Origin of the sequence: Parafrankia sp. EAN1pec (assembly GCF_000018005.1) — a bacterium.
Taxonomy (GTDB): Bacteria; Actinomycetota; Actinomycetes; order Frankiales; family Frankiaceae; genus Parafrankia; species Parafrankia soli.
On sequence record NC_009921.1, the window covers coordinates 1,870,582 to 1,885,959 of the forward strand.

General features: G+C 72.4%; 18 protein-coding genes. 9 read left to right on the forward strand and 9 right to left on the reverse strand.

Going from position 1 to position 15,378, the window contains the following annotated elements; all coding sequences use genetic code 11:
- Nucleotides 1-43 precede the first annotated feature (43 nt).
- Nucleotides 44-1,219, reverse strand: coding sequence for an amidohydrolase family protein (locus FRANEAN1_RS07620; RefSeq protein ID WP_020459177.1), 1,176 nt, complete (start codon nt 1,217-1,219; stop codon nt 44-46).
- Between the two features lie 184 nt (nt 1,220-1,403).
- Here FRANEAN1_RS07620 and FRANEAN1_RS07625 point away from each other — a divergent pair, with 184 nt between their 5' ends.
- A complete protein-coding gene (locus tag FRANEAN1_RS07625) occupies nt 1,404-2,051 on the forward strand; it encodes a GntR family transcriptional regulator (RefSeq protein WP_020459178.1) in 648 nt (215 codons plus the stop codon).
- Nucleotides 2,052-2,075: 24 nt separating this feature from the next.
- Here FRANEAN1_RS07625 and FRANEAN1_RS07630 read toward each other — a convergent pair whose 3' ends face one another.
- Nucleotides 2,076-2,330 (reverse strand): hypothetical protein, encoded by a 255-nt coding sequence (locus tag FRANEAN1_RS07630; protein ID WP_020459179.1) that lies wholly within the window; start codon nt 2,328-2,330, stop codon nt 2,076-2,078.
- A 195-nt stretch (nt 2,331-2,525) separates the two neighbouring features.
- Here FRANEAN1_RS07630 and FRANEAN1_RS07635 point away from each other — a divergent pair, with 195 nt between their 5' ends.
- Nucleotides 2,526-2,867: a hypothetical protein gene (locus FRANEAN1_RS07635; RefSeq protein ID WP_020459180.1), complete on the forward strand. Its 342-nt coding sequence runs from the start codon at nt 2,526-2,528 to the stop codon at nt 2,865-2,867.
- A 41-nt stretch (nt 2,868-2,908) separates the two neighbouring features.
- Here the strand turns inward: FRANEAN1_RS07635 and FRANEAN1_RS07640 are convergent, their stop codons facing one another.
- Nucleotides 2,909-3,145, reverse strand: a complete 237-nt coding sequence (locus tag FRANEAN1_RS07640; RefSeq protein ID WP_041253820.1) for a hypothetical protein — start codon at nt 3,143-3,145, stop codon at nt 2,909-2,911.
- A gap of 14 nt (nt 3,146-3,159) precedes the next feature.
- Nucleotides 3,160-3,915 (reverse strand): Hsp20/alpha crystallin family protein, encoded by a 756-nt coding sequence (locus FRANEAN1_RS07645; RefSeq protein WP_020459181.1) that lies wholly within the window; start codon nt 3,913-3,915, stop codon nt 3,160-3,162.
- A 279-nt stretch (nt 3,916-4,194) separates the two neighbouring features.
- Here FRANEAN1_RS07645 and dnaK point away from each other — a divergent pair, with 279 nt between their 5' ends.
- From dnaK to FRANEAN1_RS07670, 5 genes are read left to right on the forward strand one after another with little or no spacing between them, the layout of a single operon-like run.
- Nucleotides 4,195-6,186: a molecular chaperone DnaK gene (gene dnaK, locus FRANEAN1_RS07650; protein ID WP_020459182.1), complete on the forward strand. Its 1,992-nt coding sequence runs from the start codon at nt 4,195-4,197 to the stop codon at nt 6,184-6,186.
- Entirely contained in the window at nt 6,176-6,661 is a 486-nt protein-coding gene (locus FRANEAN1_RS07655) for a nucleotide exchange factor GrpE (protein WP_020459183.1), read from the forward strand. The genes dnaK and FRANEAN1_RS07655 overlap by 11 nt, the downstream gene beginning before the upstream one ends.
- Nucleotides 6,658-7,704: a DnaJ C-terminal domain-containing protein gene (locus FRANEAN1_RS07660; protein ID WP_020459184.1), complete on the forward strand. Its 1,047-nt coding sequence runs from the start codon at nt 6,658-6,660 to the stop codon at nt 7,702-7,704. The genes FRANEAN1_RS07655 and FRANEAN1_RS07660 overlap by 4 nt, the downstream gene beginning before the upstream one ends.
- Complete coding sequence (locus FRANEAN1_RS07665; RefSeq protein ID WP_020459185.1) at nt 7,701-8,015, forward strand: chaperone modulator CbpM; 315 nt, start codon at nt 7,701-7,703, stop codon at nt 8,013-8,015. The genes FRANEAN1_RS07660 and FRANEAN1_RS07665 overlap by 4 nt, the downstream gene beginning before the upstream one ends.
- 5 nt (nt 8,016-8,020) lie before the next feature.
- Nucleotides 8,021-9,154: a glutathione-independent formaldehyde dehydrogenase gene (locus FRANEAN1_RS07670; RefSeq protein ID WP_020459186.1), complete on the forward strand. Its 1,134-nt coding sequence runs from the start codon at nt 8,021-8,023 to the stop codon at nt 9,152-9,154.
- Nucleotides 9,155-9,250: 96 nt separating this feature from the next.
- On the opposite strand, the gene FRANEAN1_RS07675 is transcribed toward FRANEAN1_RS07670, so the two are convergent.
- The 3 genes from FRANEAN1_RS07675 to FRANEAN1_RS07685 form a co-directional block, all read right to left on the reverse strand.
- Nucleotides 9,251-9,838, reverse strand: a complete 588-nt coding sequence (locus tag FRANEAN1_RS07675; protein ID WP_020459187.1) for a TetR/AcrR family transcriptional regulator — start codon at nt 9,836-9,838, stop codon at nt 9,251-9,253.
- A gap of 18 nt (nt 9,839-9,856) precedes the next feature.
- Nucleotides 9,857-10,222, reverse strand: a complete 366-nt coding sequence (locus FRANEAN1_RS07680; RefSeq protein WP_020459188.1) for an MFS transporter — start codon at nt 10,220-10,222, stop codon at nt 9,857-9,859.
- A gap of 198 nt (nt 10,223-10,420) precedes the next feature.
- Nucleotides 10,421-10,696 carry a hypothetical protein gene (locus tag FRANEAN1_RS07685; RefSeq protein ID WP_041253823.1) on the reverse strand — a complete coding sequence of 92 codons (276 nt, stop codon included), beginning with the start codon at nt 10,694-10,696 and terminating at the stop codon, nt 10,421-10,423.
- 431 nt (nt 10,697-11,127) lie between these two features.
- On the opposite strand from FRANEAN1_RS07685, the gene FRANEAN1_RS07690 reads away from it, so the two are divergent.
- A complete protein-coding gene (locus FRANEAN1_RS07690; protein WP_347177024.1) occupies nt 11,128-13,773 on the forward strand; it encodes an MMPL family transporter in 2,646 nt (881 codons plus the stop codon).
- Nucleotides 13,774-13,789: 16 nt separating this feature from the next.
- Here FRANEAN1_RS07690 and FRANEAN1_RS07695 read toward each other — a convergent pair whose 3' ends face one another.
- Nucleotides 13,790-14,320, reverse strand: a complete 531-nt coding sequence (locus FRANEAN1_RS07695; protein ID WP_020459190.1) for a MarR family transcriptional regulator — start codon at nt 14,318-14,320, stop codon at nt 13,790-13,792.
- Nucleotides 14,321-14,451: 131 nt separating this feature from the next.
- Between FRANEAN1_RS07695 and FRANEAN1_RS07700 the strand changes: the two genes are divergently transcribed.
- A complete protein-coding gene (locus FRANEAN1_RS07700; protein ID WP_020459191.1) occupies nt 14,452-15,030 on the forward strand; it encodes an NAD(P)H-dependent oxidoreductase in 579 nt (192 codons plus the stop codon).
- A gap of 92 nt (nt 15,031-15,122) precedes the next feature.
- Here FRANEAN1_RS07700 and FRANEAN1_RS40765 read toward each other — a convergent pair whose 3' ends face one another.
- Nucleotides 15,123-15,284: a hypothetical protein gene (locus FRANEAN1_RS40765; protein ID WP_157472443.1), complete on the reverse strand. Its 162-nt coding sequence runs from the start codon at nt 15,282-15,284 to the stop codon at nt 15,123-15,125.
- Nucleotides 15,285-15,378: the final 94 nt, after the last annotated feature.

The window sequence follows — 15,378 nt, forward strand, 5'->3', positions numbered from 1 at the left end:
CGGGCCGGCTGGCACGCAGCGGCCGGCCGGCCCCGAACGGCTCTCAGACGCGGTAGAGCTTGGTGGCGTTCTCACCCATGATCTTGCGCTGCGTCTCCGGGCGCAGCGCGCCGACCTGCTCGGTGACCATCTCGAGCGGGTTCGGGTGCAGGCTCGTCGGGTGCGGGAAGTCCGTCTCGAACATGATGTTGTCCTCGCCGACGGTGTCGACGAGATGCTGGAGGTCGCCGCGGCCCTTCTCGAACCAGAAGGTCGCGTACCAGTTCGACGCGAAGTATTCCGACGGCAGCTTCTGCAGCTTGCGGAAGTACTCCGGCGCGTTCTCCTCGAGCTCGTAGTCCATCGCCTCGAGCATGAAGGGGATCCAGCCGATGCCGCTCTCGACCGAGACCATCTTCAGGTTCGGATGGCGGTCGAACATTCCCGAGTAGCAGCTGTTGAGCAGCAGCCGGGAGTTGTTCTGGAACAGCGACGCACCGCCGATCGCCGGCTTCACGTAGTCGTCCTGGCTCGGCCAGTAGGTCGTGCCGAAGTAGGACAGCGAGGTCTGGCTGGCGCCGATGTGGAAGTGCACCGGCAGGTTCAGCCCGGCACAGACCTCCCAGAACGGGTCCCACGCCGGGTCGCCCAGGTCCGGTGAGCCGGAGTCCTGCGGGTCGGCGGTCATGTTGACCCCGCGGTAGCCCATCTCCGCGCAGCGCTGCGCCTCGCGCACACAGCCCTGGATGTCCCACGCTGGCATGATCGGCATGGGGAGCAGCCGGTTGCCCGACTCCGCCTGGACCTCCGCCATCGCGTCGTTGTAGAGCTCCACGCAGAGCCGGACGACCGTGGGGTCGTCGACCGCGTTGAACAGGTTCTGGCCGCCGATGCCGATGGCGTTCGGGTAGACCACCTGGGTGTCGATGCCGAGCTCGTCCATCAGGGTGATCCGCCGGCCGGCGTCCCACGCCGCGGGGTGGACGCTCTCGATGCCCCAGGACCCGCCCTGAGAGTCCTTCCACGGGTGCTTCTTGCCGTCGTGGTCGATCGTTCCACCGGAGCCCGCGCGGCCGAAGGACTTGCCGGCGACGACCCACATGTCCTGGCCGTTGATCCGCTGGACGTGCGGGACCTTGTCCTCGTAGCCCTTCGGGGCCCGCTCGGTGAACAGGTCATGGCGCTCGGTCATGTGGGAGTCGGCGTCAACTACTCGTAAACCTTCGACCAACTTGACCACGGCGTGCCTCCTGGTGTCTACGCAGCGTCCCCGCCTGTCCAGGCGCTCCAGCCGACCGTAACTCACTACGACATGACTGGCAATTTCCAATTTTTAATCTACGATCAAGCATGTGGGTCGCCGGGGCTGCGACCATGAGGGCGTGGCCGAACATGCCTTGAAGCGAGCCAGGACGAGCCGCGCCGTGGTCGAGTGGGTGCACCGGCAGATCTTCGACGGGCGCCTGCGCCCCGGCGACCGCATCGACGTCGAGAGCGTCAGCGCGACCCTCGGCATCAGCCCCACGCCCGTCCGCGAGGCCCTGGTACTGCTCGAGCGGGACGGCGTCGTCTCCACCCAGGTGCACCGCGCCGCGTTCGTCGAGCACTTCGACGCCCGTACGCTGCGGGCCGACTTCCACGTCTTCGGCCTGCTCAGCGGCGTCACGGTGTCCCGGATCGCGCGTGGCCGCGACCCGGGCGTCCTCGCCGAGATGCAGCGCATCCTCGGCGAGCTGCGGGCCACGCCGGCGGAGGCGCGCACCCGCTGGTACGAGCTCACCACCGAGCTGGTCCTGTTCCAGCACCAGGCCGGTGCCACCCCCCGGCTGCGCGCCGACCTGCGTGGCTTCGGCGACTTCCTCGACTGGGCGGCCCGCCAGAGCGACCAGCGCGGCCACGCCGAGGTCGTCCGGGCCCACGAGCTAGTCATCGACGCCATCGCCGCCGGCGATGTGAACGGTGCCGCGCAGGCCCGCCTCGCGGATGCCCGGGCCGTGGCCGAGGAGGTCATCCGCGAGTTCGTCCGGCGGGGGGTGCTGTCCGCCGAGGCGGGCGCGGTCGGAACTGGCTGAGCACGCTGCCCGCGGTGCGAGCGGTTACCGGACGACGACCCGGACGCGGGCGAGGTTCTGCACGAGGCCGAAGGGCGCCTTCGGGTCGCCGTTGCGCTCGGAGGTCACCCGTACCACCGGGAAGAAGGTCCCGGGCCTGGTGAAGGTGTGGGCGATGGTCAACCGCGCCGCACGGTCGATCTTGTCGAGCTCGGAGTGCTCCGGGTAGCGTCCGGTGCCGTCGAAGTCCCGTTCCACCTTGATGATCTTTCCGGCGTCCGGGGGTGTCTCCGCCTGCACGGAGAGAGTGACCGGTTGGCCGGCGGCGGTGCCGCTCGCCCTGCCGTGCCGCCTGCCCGTCTGCTTCGCGCCGGCAGATCACCTTGCCGCGGGTCGGGGCTCCCAGGGCCTGATGGGCGAGGACCGCCGCCGAGGTCGTGAGGAGCAGCAGCACGGCTGCCGCCACCAAGGCGTGGCCGTCTGGGCGCGGGGGCGTTGACCGGCCTGGCCGCGCAGGGGCTGGAGCACTCGCTGGCAGGCCGCTTCGCGGAGGCCGAAAGGGCCTACACCCGCCTCGGTGCCGCCATGGACTCCACCGGCGCCCACGACGGCGGCCTGCTGGCGTTGATCTGCACCGTGTGCGTGCGCGAGGCGGCCGGTGGGCTGGGGGCGCTGCGCCCGGCCGTGACGGTCGCGGCCGAGCACTACGCCGCGGCCGGCCCGGCTGGCCCGCCGGGCCGGCGCCGTGCACTACGCCGTCCGAGCGGAGGCGTCGCTTCGCGGGTGCGCGACGGGGCCGCCATGAACCGGATCATGATCTGGTGCAGGCCTTCGTGACCAGCGGTCACAACCCGCGTCGGATCGCTCCCGGCCGTTGCTCAGGACACCGGGCTCCCGGTCCGCGCGAGGTGCTCGTGCAGGAGGCGGATGGCGGCCGCGCAGTCCCCGACGACCAGCACGTCCCGGATGGGGACTCCCGGCCGCGCCGCCGGCAGGCCCAGGTCGACGAAGCAGTACGGCAGCCGGTTGCGGCAGGCGAACTCGCGCAGCCGGCGGCTGTCCGGGCTGAACCGGGAGCCGATCATCCGGAACCCGGTATCCAGGCCGACCGGCATCGCACGGCGCTCGGTCAGCCGGCGCCGGATGAGTCGGCGGCTCCGAAGGAGCTCTGCCCGAAGGGCGTCGGAGCGTCCGGCAGGCCGCCGCCGGACTCCTCGGCCCGCCGCGCCTTCCCGCCGCCTCCCTTGGACTCAGCTCCCTTCGACCCGGCTCCCGAGCGGCCGCCCCGCGAGGACCCGGCCCGCGCGGAACCAGCCTTCGTGGAGTCGGCCTGCGGGGAGTCCGAATCTTCGGAGTCGTCCTGGGAGAGTTCGCCGGACGAGCTGTCGATGGTGCGGCCCGGCTCGGCCGACGGCGCGGAGATCTCGATACGGCGGGGCTGGCTGCGGCGGGCCTTCGCCAGCCGGACGGTCAGGAGGCCGTCGTCGAGGCTGGCGTTCACCTCGTCCGGGTCCACCTCGCCGGGCAGCAGGATGACGTGCTCGAACTGCCCCACCCGGCGGGTCTGGCGGCGCAGCGTGCCGCGGCGCTCCCGTTCCCTGATCTCTCCGGTGACGAACAGCTCGCTGTCCCGGAGGTCGATCGAGAGATCCTCGGCCCGGGCCCCGGGCAGCTCGAGCTCCACGACGAACTCGTCGGCGGTCTCCTCGACGTCCACCGCCGGCGCCAGTCCGGCCAGCACGCCGTAGGGCCGCCGTTCGCCGCCGCCGGTGACGTCGCCGAGCAGGCTGCCCATGCGGGTCCAGGCGTCCTCGATCTCGCGGAGCGGATCCCATCGAATGGTCGGTACCTGGCGGCCGGATCCTGCGCGCACGGGGTTGGTCATGATTCACTCCCTGGCCATTACTCATGTTCCTGGGCGGCCTACCCGTCAATCGTCGGCGGGGTCCGCCCGGTCGGCAAGCCGCCCGGCCGTGACCTGTTCAGGCGGCCATTTCTGATCTCCTGTTCGGGCAACCATTTCTGATCTCCCGGCCCGGTACGTGGTGTTGCGAGGTCCGTCGGGCTGGTCCTACCGTTAGTCGAGAGTGCTTTGCGTAGCCGAAGGTACTTAGCCGCGTCCCCGCCACCTATTTGCCGGAAGAGCTCCCACCGGGAGGACATCGTGGGAAAGGCAGTTGGAATAGACCTGGGGACGACCAATTCGGTCATCGCGGTCGTCGAGGGCGGCCAGCCGACGGTCATCCCCAACGCCGAGGGCTCGCGCACGACGCCGTCGGTGGTCGCGTTCACCGAGGGTGGCGAGCGGCTGGTGGGGGAGCTGGCCCGACGGCAGTCGATCCTGAACCCCAAGGGCACGATCACCTCGGTCAAGCGCTTCGTCGGACGTCGCCACAGCGAGGTCGCCAGCGAGCTGCGGACGGTCACCTTCGATCTCACTCCGGGCAAGGACGACGCCGTGCGGATCACGGTGCGCGGGCGGCAGTACGCGCCCGAGGAGATCTCCGCGATGGTGCTGCGCAAGCTCGTCGACGACGCGGCCCGCTTCCTGGGGGAGAAGGTCACCGAGGCCGTGATCACCGTCCCGGCCTACTTCAACGACGCCCAGCGCCAGGCGACCAAGGACGCCGGCCGGATCGCCGGCCTGGAGGTGCTGCGGATCATCAACGAGCCGACCGCCGCGGCGCTCGCCTACGGGATGGACAAGCGCTCGCACGAGACCGTCCTGGTTTTCGACCTCGGTGGCGGAACGTTCGACGTGTCCGTTCTCGACGTCGGCGACGGGATTGTCGAGGTGCGGGCGACCGCCGGTGACACCCACCTGGGCGGAAACGACTGGGACCGCCGCCTGGTCGACTTCCTCGCCGACGACTTCAAGAACCGGAACGGCATCGACCTGCGTGACGATCCGCAGGCGTTGCAGCGGTTGTTCGAGGCCGCGGAGAAAGCCAAGATCGAGCTTTCCTCGGTGAGTCAGACTCAGGTCAACCTGCCGTTCATCACCGCCGACTCGAACGGCCCGAAGCATCTCAACACCACGGTAACCCGGTCACAGTTCGAAATGAACACGTCCGACCTGCTCGAGCGGTGCATGCCGGCGGTGCGGCGGGCGATGGCCGACGCGAAGATCGCCGAACCGGACGTCGACGAGGTCATCCTGGTCGGCGGTGCCACCCGGATGCCCGCGGTACAGGCCGCGGTGCGCCGGCTCACCGGCGGCAGGGACCCGAACATGACCGTCAACCCGGACGAGGTCGTCGCCGTCGGCGCCGCCATCCAGGCCGCGGTCCTCAAGGGCGAGGTCTCCGACGTGCTGCTGCTCGACGTCACCCCGCTCTCCCTCGGGGTGGAGACCCTCGGCGGCGTCAGCACGAAGGTGATCGAGCGCAACACGACGATCCCCGCGCGGCGGACGGAGACGTTCTCCACCGCGGAGGACGACCAGTCCGCCGTGGACATCGTCGTCCTGCAGGGCGAGCGCGAGATGGCAGCGGACAACCGGACCCTCGGCCGGTTCCGGCTGGAGGGCATCCGGCCCGCGCCACGCGGCCAGGCCCAGGTGGACGTCACCTACGACATCGACGCCAACGGCATCCTGAACGTCACCGCGCGCGACACCGACACCGGCGCCGAGCAGCGCATCACCATCTCGGACAACACCAACCTGCCCGCGGACGAGATCGAGCGGATGGTGGCCGACGCCGAGCGTAACCGCGCTGAGGACACCCGGCTGCGAGAGAACGCCGACGCCCAAAACCAGCTCGACACGATCGCCTACCAGGTCCAGCGTCGGCTGTCCGAGCTCGGCGACGACGTTCCGGCGCACGAGCGGGCCCGCGCCGAGCAGCTCGTCGCCCACGCCCACCGGGCCCTGGCGGAGAACGCAGGCGCCGACCGGGTCCGCCCGATCGTCAACGATCTCCAGCAGGTGCTGTACGCGCTGCCCGCCCCCGGCGCGCGTGAGTCGGCGGCCGCGCCGGGCGGCGGTGGACGTTCCGCGGCGGCCGGGCCGGGCACCGGCGGCCCGGGTGGCGCCGGGCCGGGCGCGAGTGGCACCGGTTCGGGCGCGAGTGGCACCGGTTCGGGAGCCGGCGGGCACGGCGTCGGCGGGGACGATGTGATCGACGCCGAGTTCACCACCCGCGATGATGACTGACCACCCCGACGGCGCGGACCTGGCGGCCGAGCTGGAGGAGTCGCAGGCCAGACATCTGCGGACGCTGGCCGACTTCGACAACTACCGCCGCCGGACCGGACGGGAGATCAGCGCCGCCATGGCGGCCGAGCGGGACCGCGTCGTCCTCGCCTGGCTGCCGGTGCTCGACCACCTGGAGCTGGCCCTCGCCCACGCGGATGCCGACCCCGACTCCCTCGTCGACGGCGTGCGCGGGGTGCGCCAGCTCGCGCTCGACGCGCTGCGGATCTCCGGCGTCGCCCGGCTCGACGACGAGACCGGCCCCTTCGACCCGGCCCGGCACGAGGTCGGCGCCGTCGTCGACAGCGCCTCGACGCCGCAGCCGCCCCCGGCGGGCACCGTCGTCGAGGTCCTGCGCCCCGGCGTCGAGGCCGGCGGGCGGGTGCTGCGGCCGGCGTCGGTCGCGGTGAGCGCCGGCCCGCGGACGGCGACATGAGCGCCGGGACGACGGGACGCGCGAGCCCGGACTTCTACGAGCTGCTCGGCGTGCCGCGTGACGCCGACACCGACGCCATCCAGCGTGCGTACCGCAAGCTCGCCCGCAGGTACCACCCGGACATCAACTCCGACCCGTCCGCCGAGGAGCGGTTCAAGGACCTCTCCGAGGCGTACGACGTGCTGTCCGACCCGGACACCCGTGCACGCTACGACCGGTTCGGCCGCGATTTCCGCCGGGTGCCGGAGGGCGCCGAACGCTGGGCGGACGCCCCACGGGGCGGCTTCGGGCCAGGTGCCGGGCCGGGCGCCGGCGCCGACGGGACCGCCGGGCGCGGCGGGGGCTTCGGCTTCGAGGGGTTCCAGGGCTTCGACTTCGAGGACCTGTTCGGCGGGGTCCGCGGGTTCGCCCGCCGGCGCGGCCGGGTGGGCCCGGTGCCCGGCGCCGACCAGGAGGCGGAGATCGAGATCCTGCTCGCCGAGGCCTACCGCGGCGCACGGCGGCGGATCACGCTGCCCGGGCCGCGCGGCCTCCGGGAGGTCGACGTGGCCGTCCCGGCCGGCGTTCGTGACGGCCAGCGGCTGCGCCTCGCCGGGCAGGGTGGGCGCGGCCGGGACGGCGGAAGCCCCGGCGACCTCTACCTCGTGGTGCGCCTGGCTCCCGACCCGCGGTTCCGGGTCGAGGGCCGCGACGTCCACACCGACCTGCCGCTCGCCCCGTGGGAAGCAGTCCTGGGAACGGCGGCCGGGCTGGACACACCGGCCGGCGAGCGGATGACGGTCACCGTCCCGCCGGCCACCTCCAGCGGCCGCCGGCTCCGCCTGCGCGGCCGGGGCCTGCCGGCGCCTGGCCGGGACGCGTCCCGGGAGGCCACGGGTGGCAGCGCCGGCGCCGCTGGCGGTGGTGGCGGTCCCGGTGGCGCGGCCGGCGACCTGTACGCGCACGCGCGGATCATGGTGCCGCCCAACCCCGCGGAACGGGAGACCGAGCTGTTCCGCGAGCTCGCCCGGGTCTCGTCCTTCAACCCCAGGGAGCGGTCATGACCATGACGCTCGTCCGCACCCGCCCGCGGGACCGCGAGCTGGACCTGGAGTCCTTCTGCGCCGCCGCCCAGCTGCACCCCGACCTCGTCCACAGGCTGGTGACGCTCGGCCTGCTCGACGCCGGGCCCGGGCCCGGCGTCGGCGGCCGCAGTGTCGTGCTCGCGGCGGGCGCGCTGGCGCGTGTCGGGCGTATCGAACGGCTGCGCCGCGACCTCGGGATCACCTACACCGCCACCGGGGTCGTGCTCGACCTGCTCGACCGGATCGACGAGCTCGAGCGGCTGCTGCGGCAACCCCAGCGGGGAAGGTGAGCGCCATGCGCGCAGTCGTCTACCGGGAACCGTTCCAGGTGGCCGTGGCGGACGTCCCCGACCCGCGCGTCGAGCATCCGCAGGACGCGATCGTGCGGGTCTCCTCGACGAGCATCTGCGGTTCCGATCTGCACGTGTACGAGGGACGTACCAGTGTGCGGCCCGGCACGGTTCTCGGCCACGAGAACATGGGCACGGTCGTCGACCGCGGGTCGGCGGTGAGCCACGTCCAGCTCGGCGACCGGGTCTCCGTTCCCTGCACCGTCTCCTGCGGGACGTGCGCGAACTGCGAGCGGGGCCGGACAGAGTTCTGCCTGCGCACCAACCCCGACCCGCACCGGGCCGGAGCGGCGTACGGCTGCCCGGACATGGGCCCCTACCTCGGCGGGCAGGCCGAGTACCTCCGGGTGCCGTTCGCCGACTTCAACCTGCTGCGGCTGCCGCCGGGCGACGACCAGGAGCTCGACTTCGCAACCCTCTCCGACGTCTTCCCCACCGGCTTCCACGGCACCGAGCTGGCCGACGTCCAGGCCGGGAACACGGTTGTCGTGTTCGGCGCAGGGCCGGTCGGCCTGCTGGCGGCGTACTCGGCCGCCCTGCGCGGCGCCACCGCGCTGGTGGTCGATCCCGTGCCCTCCCGGCTCCGCCTGTGCGAGCGGATCGGCGCCACCGGGATCGACTCGTCCACCGAGGACGCCGCGGAACGGGTGCGGGAGGAGACACGCGGCCGCGGCGTCGACTGCGGCATCGACGCCGTCGGCTACCAGGCCAGGACGGCGTCCGGCGAGGAGCAGGCCGGCCTCGTCCTGAACCAGCTCGTCGACTGCGTGCGCTGGACGGGCTCGATCGGTGTCCTCGGCGTGTACCCCACCCGCGACCCCGGTGCCGCCGACGAGAGCGGCGCACGCGGCCGACTCCCGTTCGACATGGGCGCCTTCTTCGCGAAGGGGCTGCGGATGGGCAGCGGGCCGGCCAATGTGAAACGGTACAACCGGTTCCTGCGCGATCTCATCATCACCGGCCGGGCGCAGCCGTCCTGCGTCATGTCCCATCAGCTGCCGCTGGCCGACGCACCCGACGCCTACGCCCGCTTCGACCACCGGGACGCGGGCTGGATCAAGATCACCCTCCAGCCCTGACTCCGGCCGGCCCGGCCCGGCCTGGCGAAGTGCGGCGCGTGAGTGAGTCCTGGGTGTCACTCGCCCGCCACACTTCTCAGCCCAGGAGCTGGCTGGTCACGGGCGCAGGGCGGCCATGACCAGGCCCGCGTAGCGGCGCCACTCCTTCGGGTCCCGGATCCCGAGATCGGACAGGACGCGTGCATAGCCCCCGACCAGGATGCGGATATCCAGGGCGGTGACGTCGGAGCGCAGTGTGCCCTGCTCACGGGCTGCGTCGACGATGCCGGCGAGCACCCTGCTGACAGGCGCCTCCGCCGTCCGGGAATCCTTCTTGGGCAGGACCTCGGCCAGGAGCACCTGGTCGTCGGCCAGCCGTTCGGAGACGTCGTAGAGGAAGCCGCGCAGCGCCGCGTAGGGGTCGCTCTCCTCGGCGGCGGCGGCCAGCCGAGCCTCCACCCAGCGGACCTGGTGCTCGGCGACGGCCCTGATCAGGTCGGCCTTGGTGGGGTAGCTGCGGTAGACCGTCGCCTTGCCCACGCCCGCCCGGGCCGCGACCTCGGGCACGGTGGCGTTGAGGCCCTTCTCCGCGAACACCGCGATGGCCGCCGCGATGATCTTCTCGTGGTTGCGTCGGGCGTCCGCGCGGCGCTCGGACCAGTCGGGGCACCCGCGTTCCGCCGTGTCACCGGGCGGGGAGGACATGGCTGTCAGTCTGCCTGATCACCGACGGTGCGGGTGACTGATGGGGCCGGGGCCGGGGCCGGGGCCGGTGACGGGGCCGCTGCCGGCGCCGATTCCCGAGATCGCCGAGACCAGCCCGAGCGCGCCGGGCCGGCGCTCCGCGCTGAACGTGTCGTTGATGAGGCCGAAGCACAGCGGGAAGATGCCGCCGCCCGCCCCCTGCACCACCCGCGCCAGGATCAGCAGCCAGACGTTCGGTGCCAGAGCCGCCAGCGCGTTGCCGACGGCGAAGGCCGCGAGGGTGACGACCAGCATCCGCCGCTTGCCGAACATGTCACCGAGCCGTCCGACGATCGGTGTGAGGATCGCGGCCGGAGACGCCGACCGCGCCTGTCTGCTCCGCATCCCCGCACCCCGCGCTTCCGCCGTAGAAGTGGACCCTAAGGTCCGCTTGCTCGGGGGTATCCTGAGTCAAGCGAACCTTCGGGTCCACTTGGCGGCTTCACGGGCAGGGGGTAATGGGGCGGCCGTCGAGGTGCCGCCCGCCGGGGGACGGCCGGCGGGCGTGAACGTCTACGGGCGCCAGGACGCCGGTGGGTGGTGTCAGCGGCGGCTGATGACCTGCGCGGAGGATCTGGCCGGGTGATGGAGCTGGTCGTGGGTGCTGGCCCACGAATACGCCTCCGCGGCGACCTGGGTGAACGAGGCCGGTCCGAGGCGGCATTCGGCGCAGGAGACGCCGAACATCCGGCTCAGGGTTCGCGCGCTGCGGCTCGGGGCCACCGGGGCCTGCCCCCGGCCGAGCTCGGCGACCGCGCGGCCGCGTTCGGCGGTGGGGCGGCCGCGGTCCGAGGAGGAACGGCGGCGGAAGAGCCCCATCAGTCGGTCCCCGGTGTCGGCAGCGCGGCGACCGCGGGTGGAAGGCCGTCGCCGTTCACCGCCCCTCCTCCGAAGCGAGGGTGGCCGGCGACGGGAGCCTTGTCACCGCTCGCGTTACCGGGAGCTGGCAGCGTGGTCGTGCACCGCGGGTTCACCAGCCGATGGTAGGCCGCCGGCGTCTGAGACTCGACCAGAAGTCCTGTGAGGCATGTTGATGACAGGCCCCGGCCGCCGAAGGTCGACGCAGCGTCTCCGAGGATGTCGGATTCCCCGATCGAGTCAACCCTGGTTAGCCCGCTTCGGTGGCCTTCGACCTGCTTCGAACGTCTTGGACATGCTTAAGTCCGTTTAAGGCGTGCTCGACCTTGTTTGGCATCGGACGGTCTGGAAGGCCTCGACCTGGACCACCACTTAGGTCTAACTTGTCCAAAATGAGCGGAAAGTCGGATCTTGCGGGTGGTGGTGTCAGGGCTTTCGCGGCCATGTGCGCGCGACACCGCTGGATCGTCGTCGCCCTGTGGGTGGCCGGCCTGGCGGCGCTTCTCGTCTTTGTGCGGGACTCCGGCGCGCGCTTCAACACCGACGTCGCCGTCCCCGGGACGGACTCCGCGCGGGCCATGGATCTCGTCAGCGAGGTCGTGCCCGGCGGTGGTCTCCCGGACACCGAGTCGATCGTGTTGCACGCCCGCCGCGGGACGGTCGACGACCCGCTGGTTCGCGAACAGATCGCCGCGATGGCGGCGGAGCTCGGCAAGCTGCCCAAGGTGGGCGGGGTCATCGACCCGTTCAACCCGGCCGGCGCGGTCGTCCTCGGCATCGAGCCGATCAGCGCGAACCGGCGCACCGCGGTCACATCCGTGATCATGAAGGGTTCGGCGCTGAACCCGGACCGGGCCGCCGCGCGGCGCCTCATCGACACGGCGCGGGCCTACGACGGGCCGGACCTCCAGGTCGAGGCCGCCGGCCCGGGCGCGACCGCGCTGAGCGCGACCACGATCTCACCGCGACCGATCATCATCGCGCTCGTCGCCGCCCTGCTGCTGCTCGGCGTGACCCTGCGCTCCCGCGGCGCGGTCGCCGTCTGCGCCGCGACGTCCGCGGTGGCGACGGTGGCCGCCCTCGGTGCCATCGTCCTGATCTCCCACACGATCACGACCACCGCCTTCGCTCCGCTGCTCGCGGCCGTCGTCGCGGCCGGGACCAGCCTCGGCGGCGCCGTCGTCGTCGTGCACCGGGCCCAGTCCGCGCTGCGCGAGGGAGTCGGCCCGGTCGAGGCGGCGGCGCAGGCCACCGCCCGCGCCGGCTTCGCCGTCGCCTACGGAGGCTTCTGCGTCACCCTCGCGATGGACGGGGTGGCGCTGCTGGGGCTCAGCTTCTTCGACGGCGTCGCCCTGGGCACCGCTGCTGCCGGGGCGGCGACCGGTCTGGTGATCCTCACCCTGTTGCCCGCGCTGCTGGGGCTGAGCGGGCCGCGGCTGCTCGGCTGGACCGAACGCCAGCACCTGACGACCAGCGGCCGTGGCCTGCCGCACCGCCCGGGGCTGCGGGCCTGGTGGGCCCGACAGGTGGACCGCCGCCCGGCCGCCATGGCGCTCGCCGCCGGCCTCGGGCTGGTCCTGCTCGCCGTCCCAGCCGTGACCCTCAACCTCGGCGGCGCCGACGACGGGGCCGAGTCGACGTCCATGAGCACCCGGCGGGCCTACGACCTGCTCAGCGCCGACTTCTTCCCCGGTCTGAACGGCCCGATGCTCGTCGCGGTCGAACGGGGCGACGGGCCGTCCGCTGTGCCCGTGGCGGACGTGGTGAGCGCCATCGCGAAGACCCCCGGCGTGGTCAAAGCGGCTGTCAACCTGGAGAAGGCCGACGCCGGGCTCGCCGTGATCCGGATCGCGCCGCGGGAGGGCCCGCGATCGCCGGCGGCCGTCGACCTGCTGCACCGGCTGCGCGACGACGTCATCCCGCGCGCCGTGGCCGGCACCGGCTCCCGGGTGTACATCGGCGGCTCCACGGCACTGTTCGTCGACATGGCGGCGGACTTCCGCGGCGCGACGACGCTGTTCCTACTGGTGATCCTGCTCGTGGTCGGGGTCCTCGGCCTGCTGATCCTGCGCTCGGTGGAGATCGCGGCCGCGCTGGCGGTGACCAGCGTGCTCGCCGTGCTCGCGGCGGCCGGCGTCCTCGCCATCCTGTTCCAGACCGACCTGCTCGCCACGGCGCTGGGGCTGGAGACCGGGCCGGTGGAGCCGTCCATGCTGGTACTCGTGCTGGTCGCCGTGTTCGGCTTGTTGCCAGGCCTGAACCTCAGCCTTCTCGTCCGGCTCATGGAACCCGCCGACCGCGCCGGGAACGAACCGCCCACGCGGGACGCGGAGGGCACGGGGGATACGCAGAACGCGGAGGGCGCGGAGGGCGCGGAGAGTACGCGGAACACCGGCGGGACACGGCGCACACGGCGGCGTCGGCGTGCCGACACCGGGCCCGTCCGCCGCCGATCCGCCGGTTCCCGGCTCCGTGGACGTCGCGGCGGCACTTCGGGCCCGATCCGGCGCCACCGCACCGACACCACCCCCATCCGGCGCGGCCACGCCGACGTCGGTCACGTCATGCTGACCATGAACCTCGTGATGCTGTTCCTCTTCATGGCGATCGCCGCGCAGCCCTCCCGCACCATGAAGGTCATCGGATGCGGCCTCGCGACCGGCATGGCCATCGACGCGTTCGTGCTGCGGGCGACGCTCCTGCCCGCCGTTCTCCACCTCCTGCGTCCCACCCGGCCCGGCTCACCCACCCGTCGCACCAGTGCGACCGGAGATGGGACGGGGGACGGCCGCCGCGCGGCCAGGGATGGCGGCAGGGCCACCGGGGACGGTGGTAGGGCCACCAGGTCCGCTCGGGCCGGCCGGCGCCGCGCCCGCCCGGGGCAGCCGTCGACACCCGGACCGGCCGGCGGCTCGCCCCGCCCGGTCACCCGGGTGGCGGCGTTCACCCCGACCGCGTTCGGTGAGGAATCTGCGCCGCGGCGTGACGGGACTGGTCGGGTCGCGCAGCCGAGCCCGCCCCGGCACCCGGCGGGATGAGCGGAGACCACCCATCTCAGTCCGGGCCGCAACGGTCGGGGGCGGTGGCGTCCAGCCGGTCCAGGTCCGGCGGGGCTGTGGCGGGCGCGTCCGAGGCGAAGCGTCGCAGGGCGGCGGTCACCGTCGGCAGGTCGACCTCGGCGAGATGGTCCATCACGTGTCTGCGGACACTGGCCACGTGGGTCGGCCAGGCCGCGTCGAGCCGGGCGAGGCCGGAATCGGTGAGTGCCGCGTACCAGCCGCGGCGGTCTCCGGGGCACTGCTCCCTCCGCACCAGGCCCTGTGCCTGCAGGCGGCTCACGATGCGCGTCATACCGCTGATCGACAGGGAGCAGGCCGCCGCGAGATCGCTCATGCGCAGCCGTAGCCCGGGCGACTCGGAGAGAAGCATGAGCGCGGTGTACTCGTTCAGTGACATGTGCTGCTCGCGCAGCAGGTCGGCGTCGAAAGCGCGCGGCACGATCAGCAGCGCCCGGCCGAAGGCGCGCAGGAACGCCTCCTCCTCGCCGGACAGCGGGGTCGGAGGGCCCGGATCAGCCCCTGTCATACCGCCAGCTTACTTGCTTGACATGACAAGCACCCACCTGTTTGCTTGACACGGCAAGTAAACAGGCGAAGCCCGCCGGGTCGAACAGACCCGGTGGGCCCACGTATGTCCCTCCGGGAGAGAGTTCGCCAATGACCATCAAGATCGGCATCATCATCGGCAGCACCCGTCCGAACCGCAACGGCGAGCAGGTGGCCAAGTGGGTGTTCGACGTCGCCTCGAAGCGCACCGACGCCGAGTTCGAGCTCGTCGATCTGCTGGACTACCCGCTGCCGCACCTCGACGAGCCGCTCCCGCCGTCGCTGGGCCAGTACCAGAACGAGCACACCAAGCGCTGGGCCGCCAAGATCGCATCTTTTGACGGGTTCGTGATGGTGACGCCCGAGTACAACCACAGCACCTCGGGCGTGCTGAAGAACGCCATCGACTACCTGTTCAGCGAGTGGGCGAACAAGGCGGTCGGCTTCGTCTCCTACGGCGGGGCCGGCGGCGCCCGCGCCGCGGAGCACCTGCGTCTCATCGTCGGCGAGCTGCAGATGGCCGACGTCCGCCAGCAGGTCGTCCTGTCGCTGCTCACCGAGTTCGAGAACTTCAGCGTGTTCAAGCCCGGCGAGTACAACCTGGCCGCGCTCGGCACGATGCTCGACCAGGTCGTCGCCTGGAGCACCGCCCTTGCACCGCTGCGGCAGCCCGCCGCCTCAGAGGCCTGACCGGGCGGTCTCGGCGGCCGTGCGGGCGCCGCGGTCGCGCAGCCAGGCGATAAGGTCCGTGGCGCCCGCGCGCCCGGCGGCGTCGAGCGGGGTCATGTCGTCGTAGCCGACCCAGTTGATCTCGGCGCCCGCGTCCAGCAGGGCGTCGAGGACGGGGACGTCGTCGCTGCTGGCCGCCGCAGCCCCGGGACGTCGCCGGTGCGCACGGCCTCGACCGCCGTGCGCGCCAGCGGGTCGTCGGCGTCCAGGAACATCTGCGGGTTCTCCGCGCCCGCAGCCTCCCGCTGCCCCGTCCCGCTGCCCCGTCCCGCTGCCCCGTCCCGGTGGCCCGTGGCCTGTTTCGGTCTG

What these genes read in the sequence shown, in the direction of transcription:
- FRANEAN1_RS07640 (WP_041253820.1), bottom strand. Translation starts at nt 3,145, where the DNA reads ATGCCGGTCGGCCTGGATACCGGGTTCCGGATGATCGGCTCCCGGTTC.
- FRANEAN1_RS07645 (WP_020459181.1), bottom strand. Translation starts at nt 3,915, where the DNA reads ATGACCAACCCCGTGCGCGCAGGATCCGGCCGCCAGGTACCGACCATT.
- FRANEAN1_RS07655 (WP_020459183.1), top strand. Translation starts at nt 6,176, where the DNA reads ATGATGACTGACCACCCCGACGGCGCGGACCTGGCGGCCGAGCTGGAG.
- FRANEAN1_RS07660 (WP_020459184.1), top strand. Translation starts at nt 6,658, where the DNA reads ATGAGCGCCGGGACGACGGGACGCGCGAGCCCGGACTTCTACGAGCTG.
- FRANEAN1_RS07665 (WP_020459185.1), top strand. Translation starts at nt 7,701, where the DNA reads ATGACCATGACGCTCGTCCGCACCCGCCCGCGGGACCGCGAGCTGGAC.
- FRANEAN1_RS07670 (WP_020459186.1), top strand. Translation starts at nt 8,021, where the DNA reads ATGCGCGCAGTCGTCTACCGGGAACCGTTCCAGGTGGCCGTGGCGGAC.
- FRANEAN1_RS07675 (WP_020459187.1), bottom strand. Translation starts at nt 9,838, where the DNA reads ATGTCCTCCCCGCCCGGTGACACGGCGGAACGCGGGTGCCCCGACTGG.
- FRANEAN1_RS07680 (WP_020459188.1), bottom strand. Translation starts at nt 10,222, where the DNA reads ATGCGGAGCAGACAGGCGCGGTCGGCGTCTCCGGCCGCGATCCTCACA.
- FRANEAN1_RS07685 (WP_041253823.1), bottom strand. Translation starts at nt 10,696, where the DNA reads ATGGGGCTCTTCCGCCGCCGTTCCTCCTCGGACCGCGGCCGCCCCACC.
- FRANEAN1_RS07690 (WP_347177024.1), top strand. Translation starts at nt 11,128, where the DNA reads ATGAGCGGAAAGTCGGATCTTGCGGGTGGTGGTGTCAGGGCTTTCGCG.
- FRANEAN1_RS07695 (WP_020459190.1), bottom strand. Translation starts at nt 14,320, where the DNA reads ATGACAGGGGCTGATCCGGGCCCTCCGACCCCGCTGTCCGGCGAGGAG.
- FRANEAN1_RS07700 (WP_020459191.1), top strand. Translation starts at nt 14,452, where the DNA reads ATGACCATCAAGATCGGCATCATCATCGGCAGCACCCGTCCGAACCGC.
- FRANEAN1_RS40765 (WP_157472443.1), bottom strand. Translation starts at nt 15,284, where the DNA reads ATGTTCCTGGACGCCGACGACCCGCTGGCGCGCACGGCGGTCGAGGCC.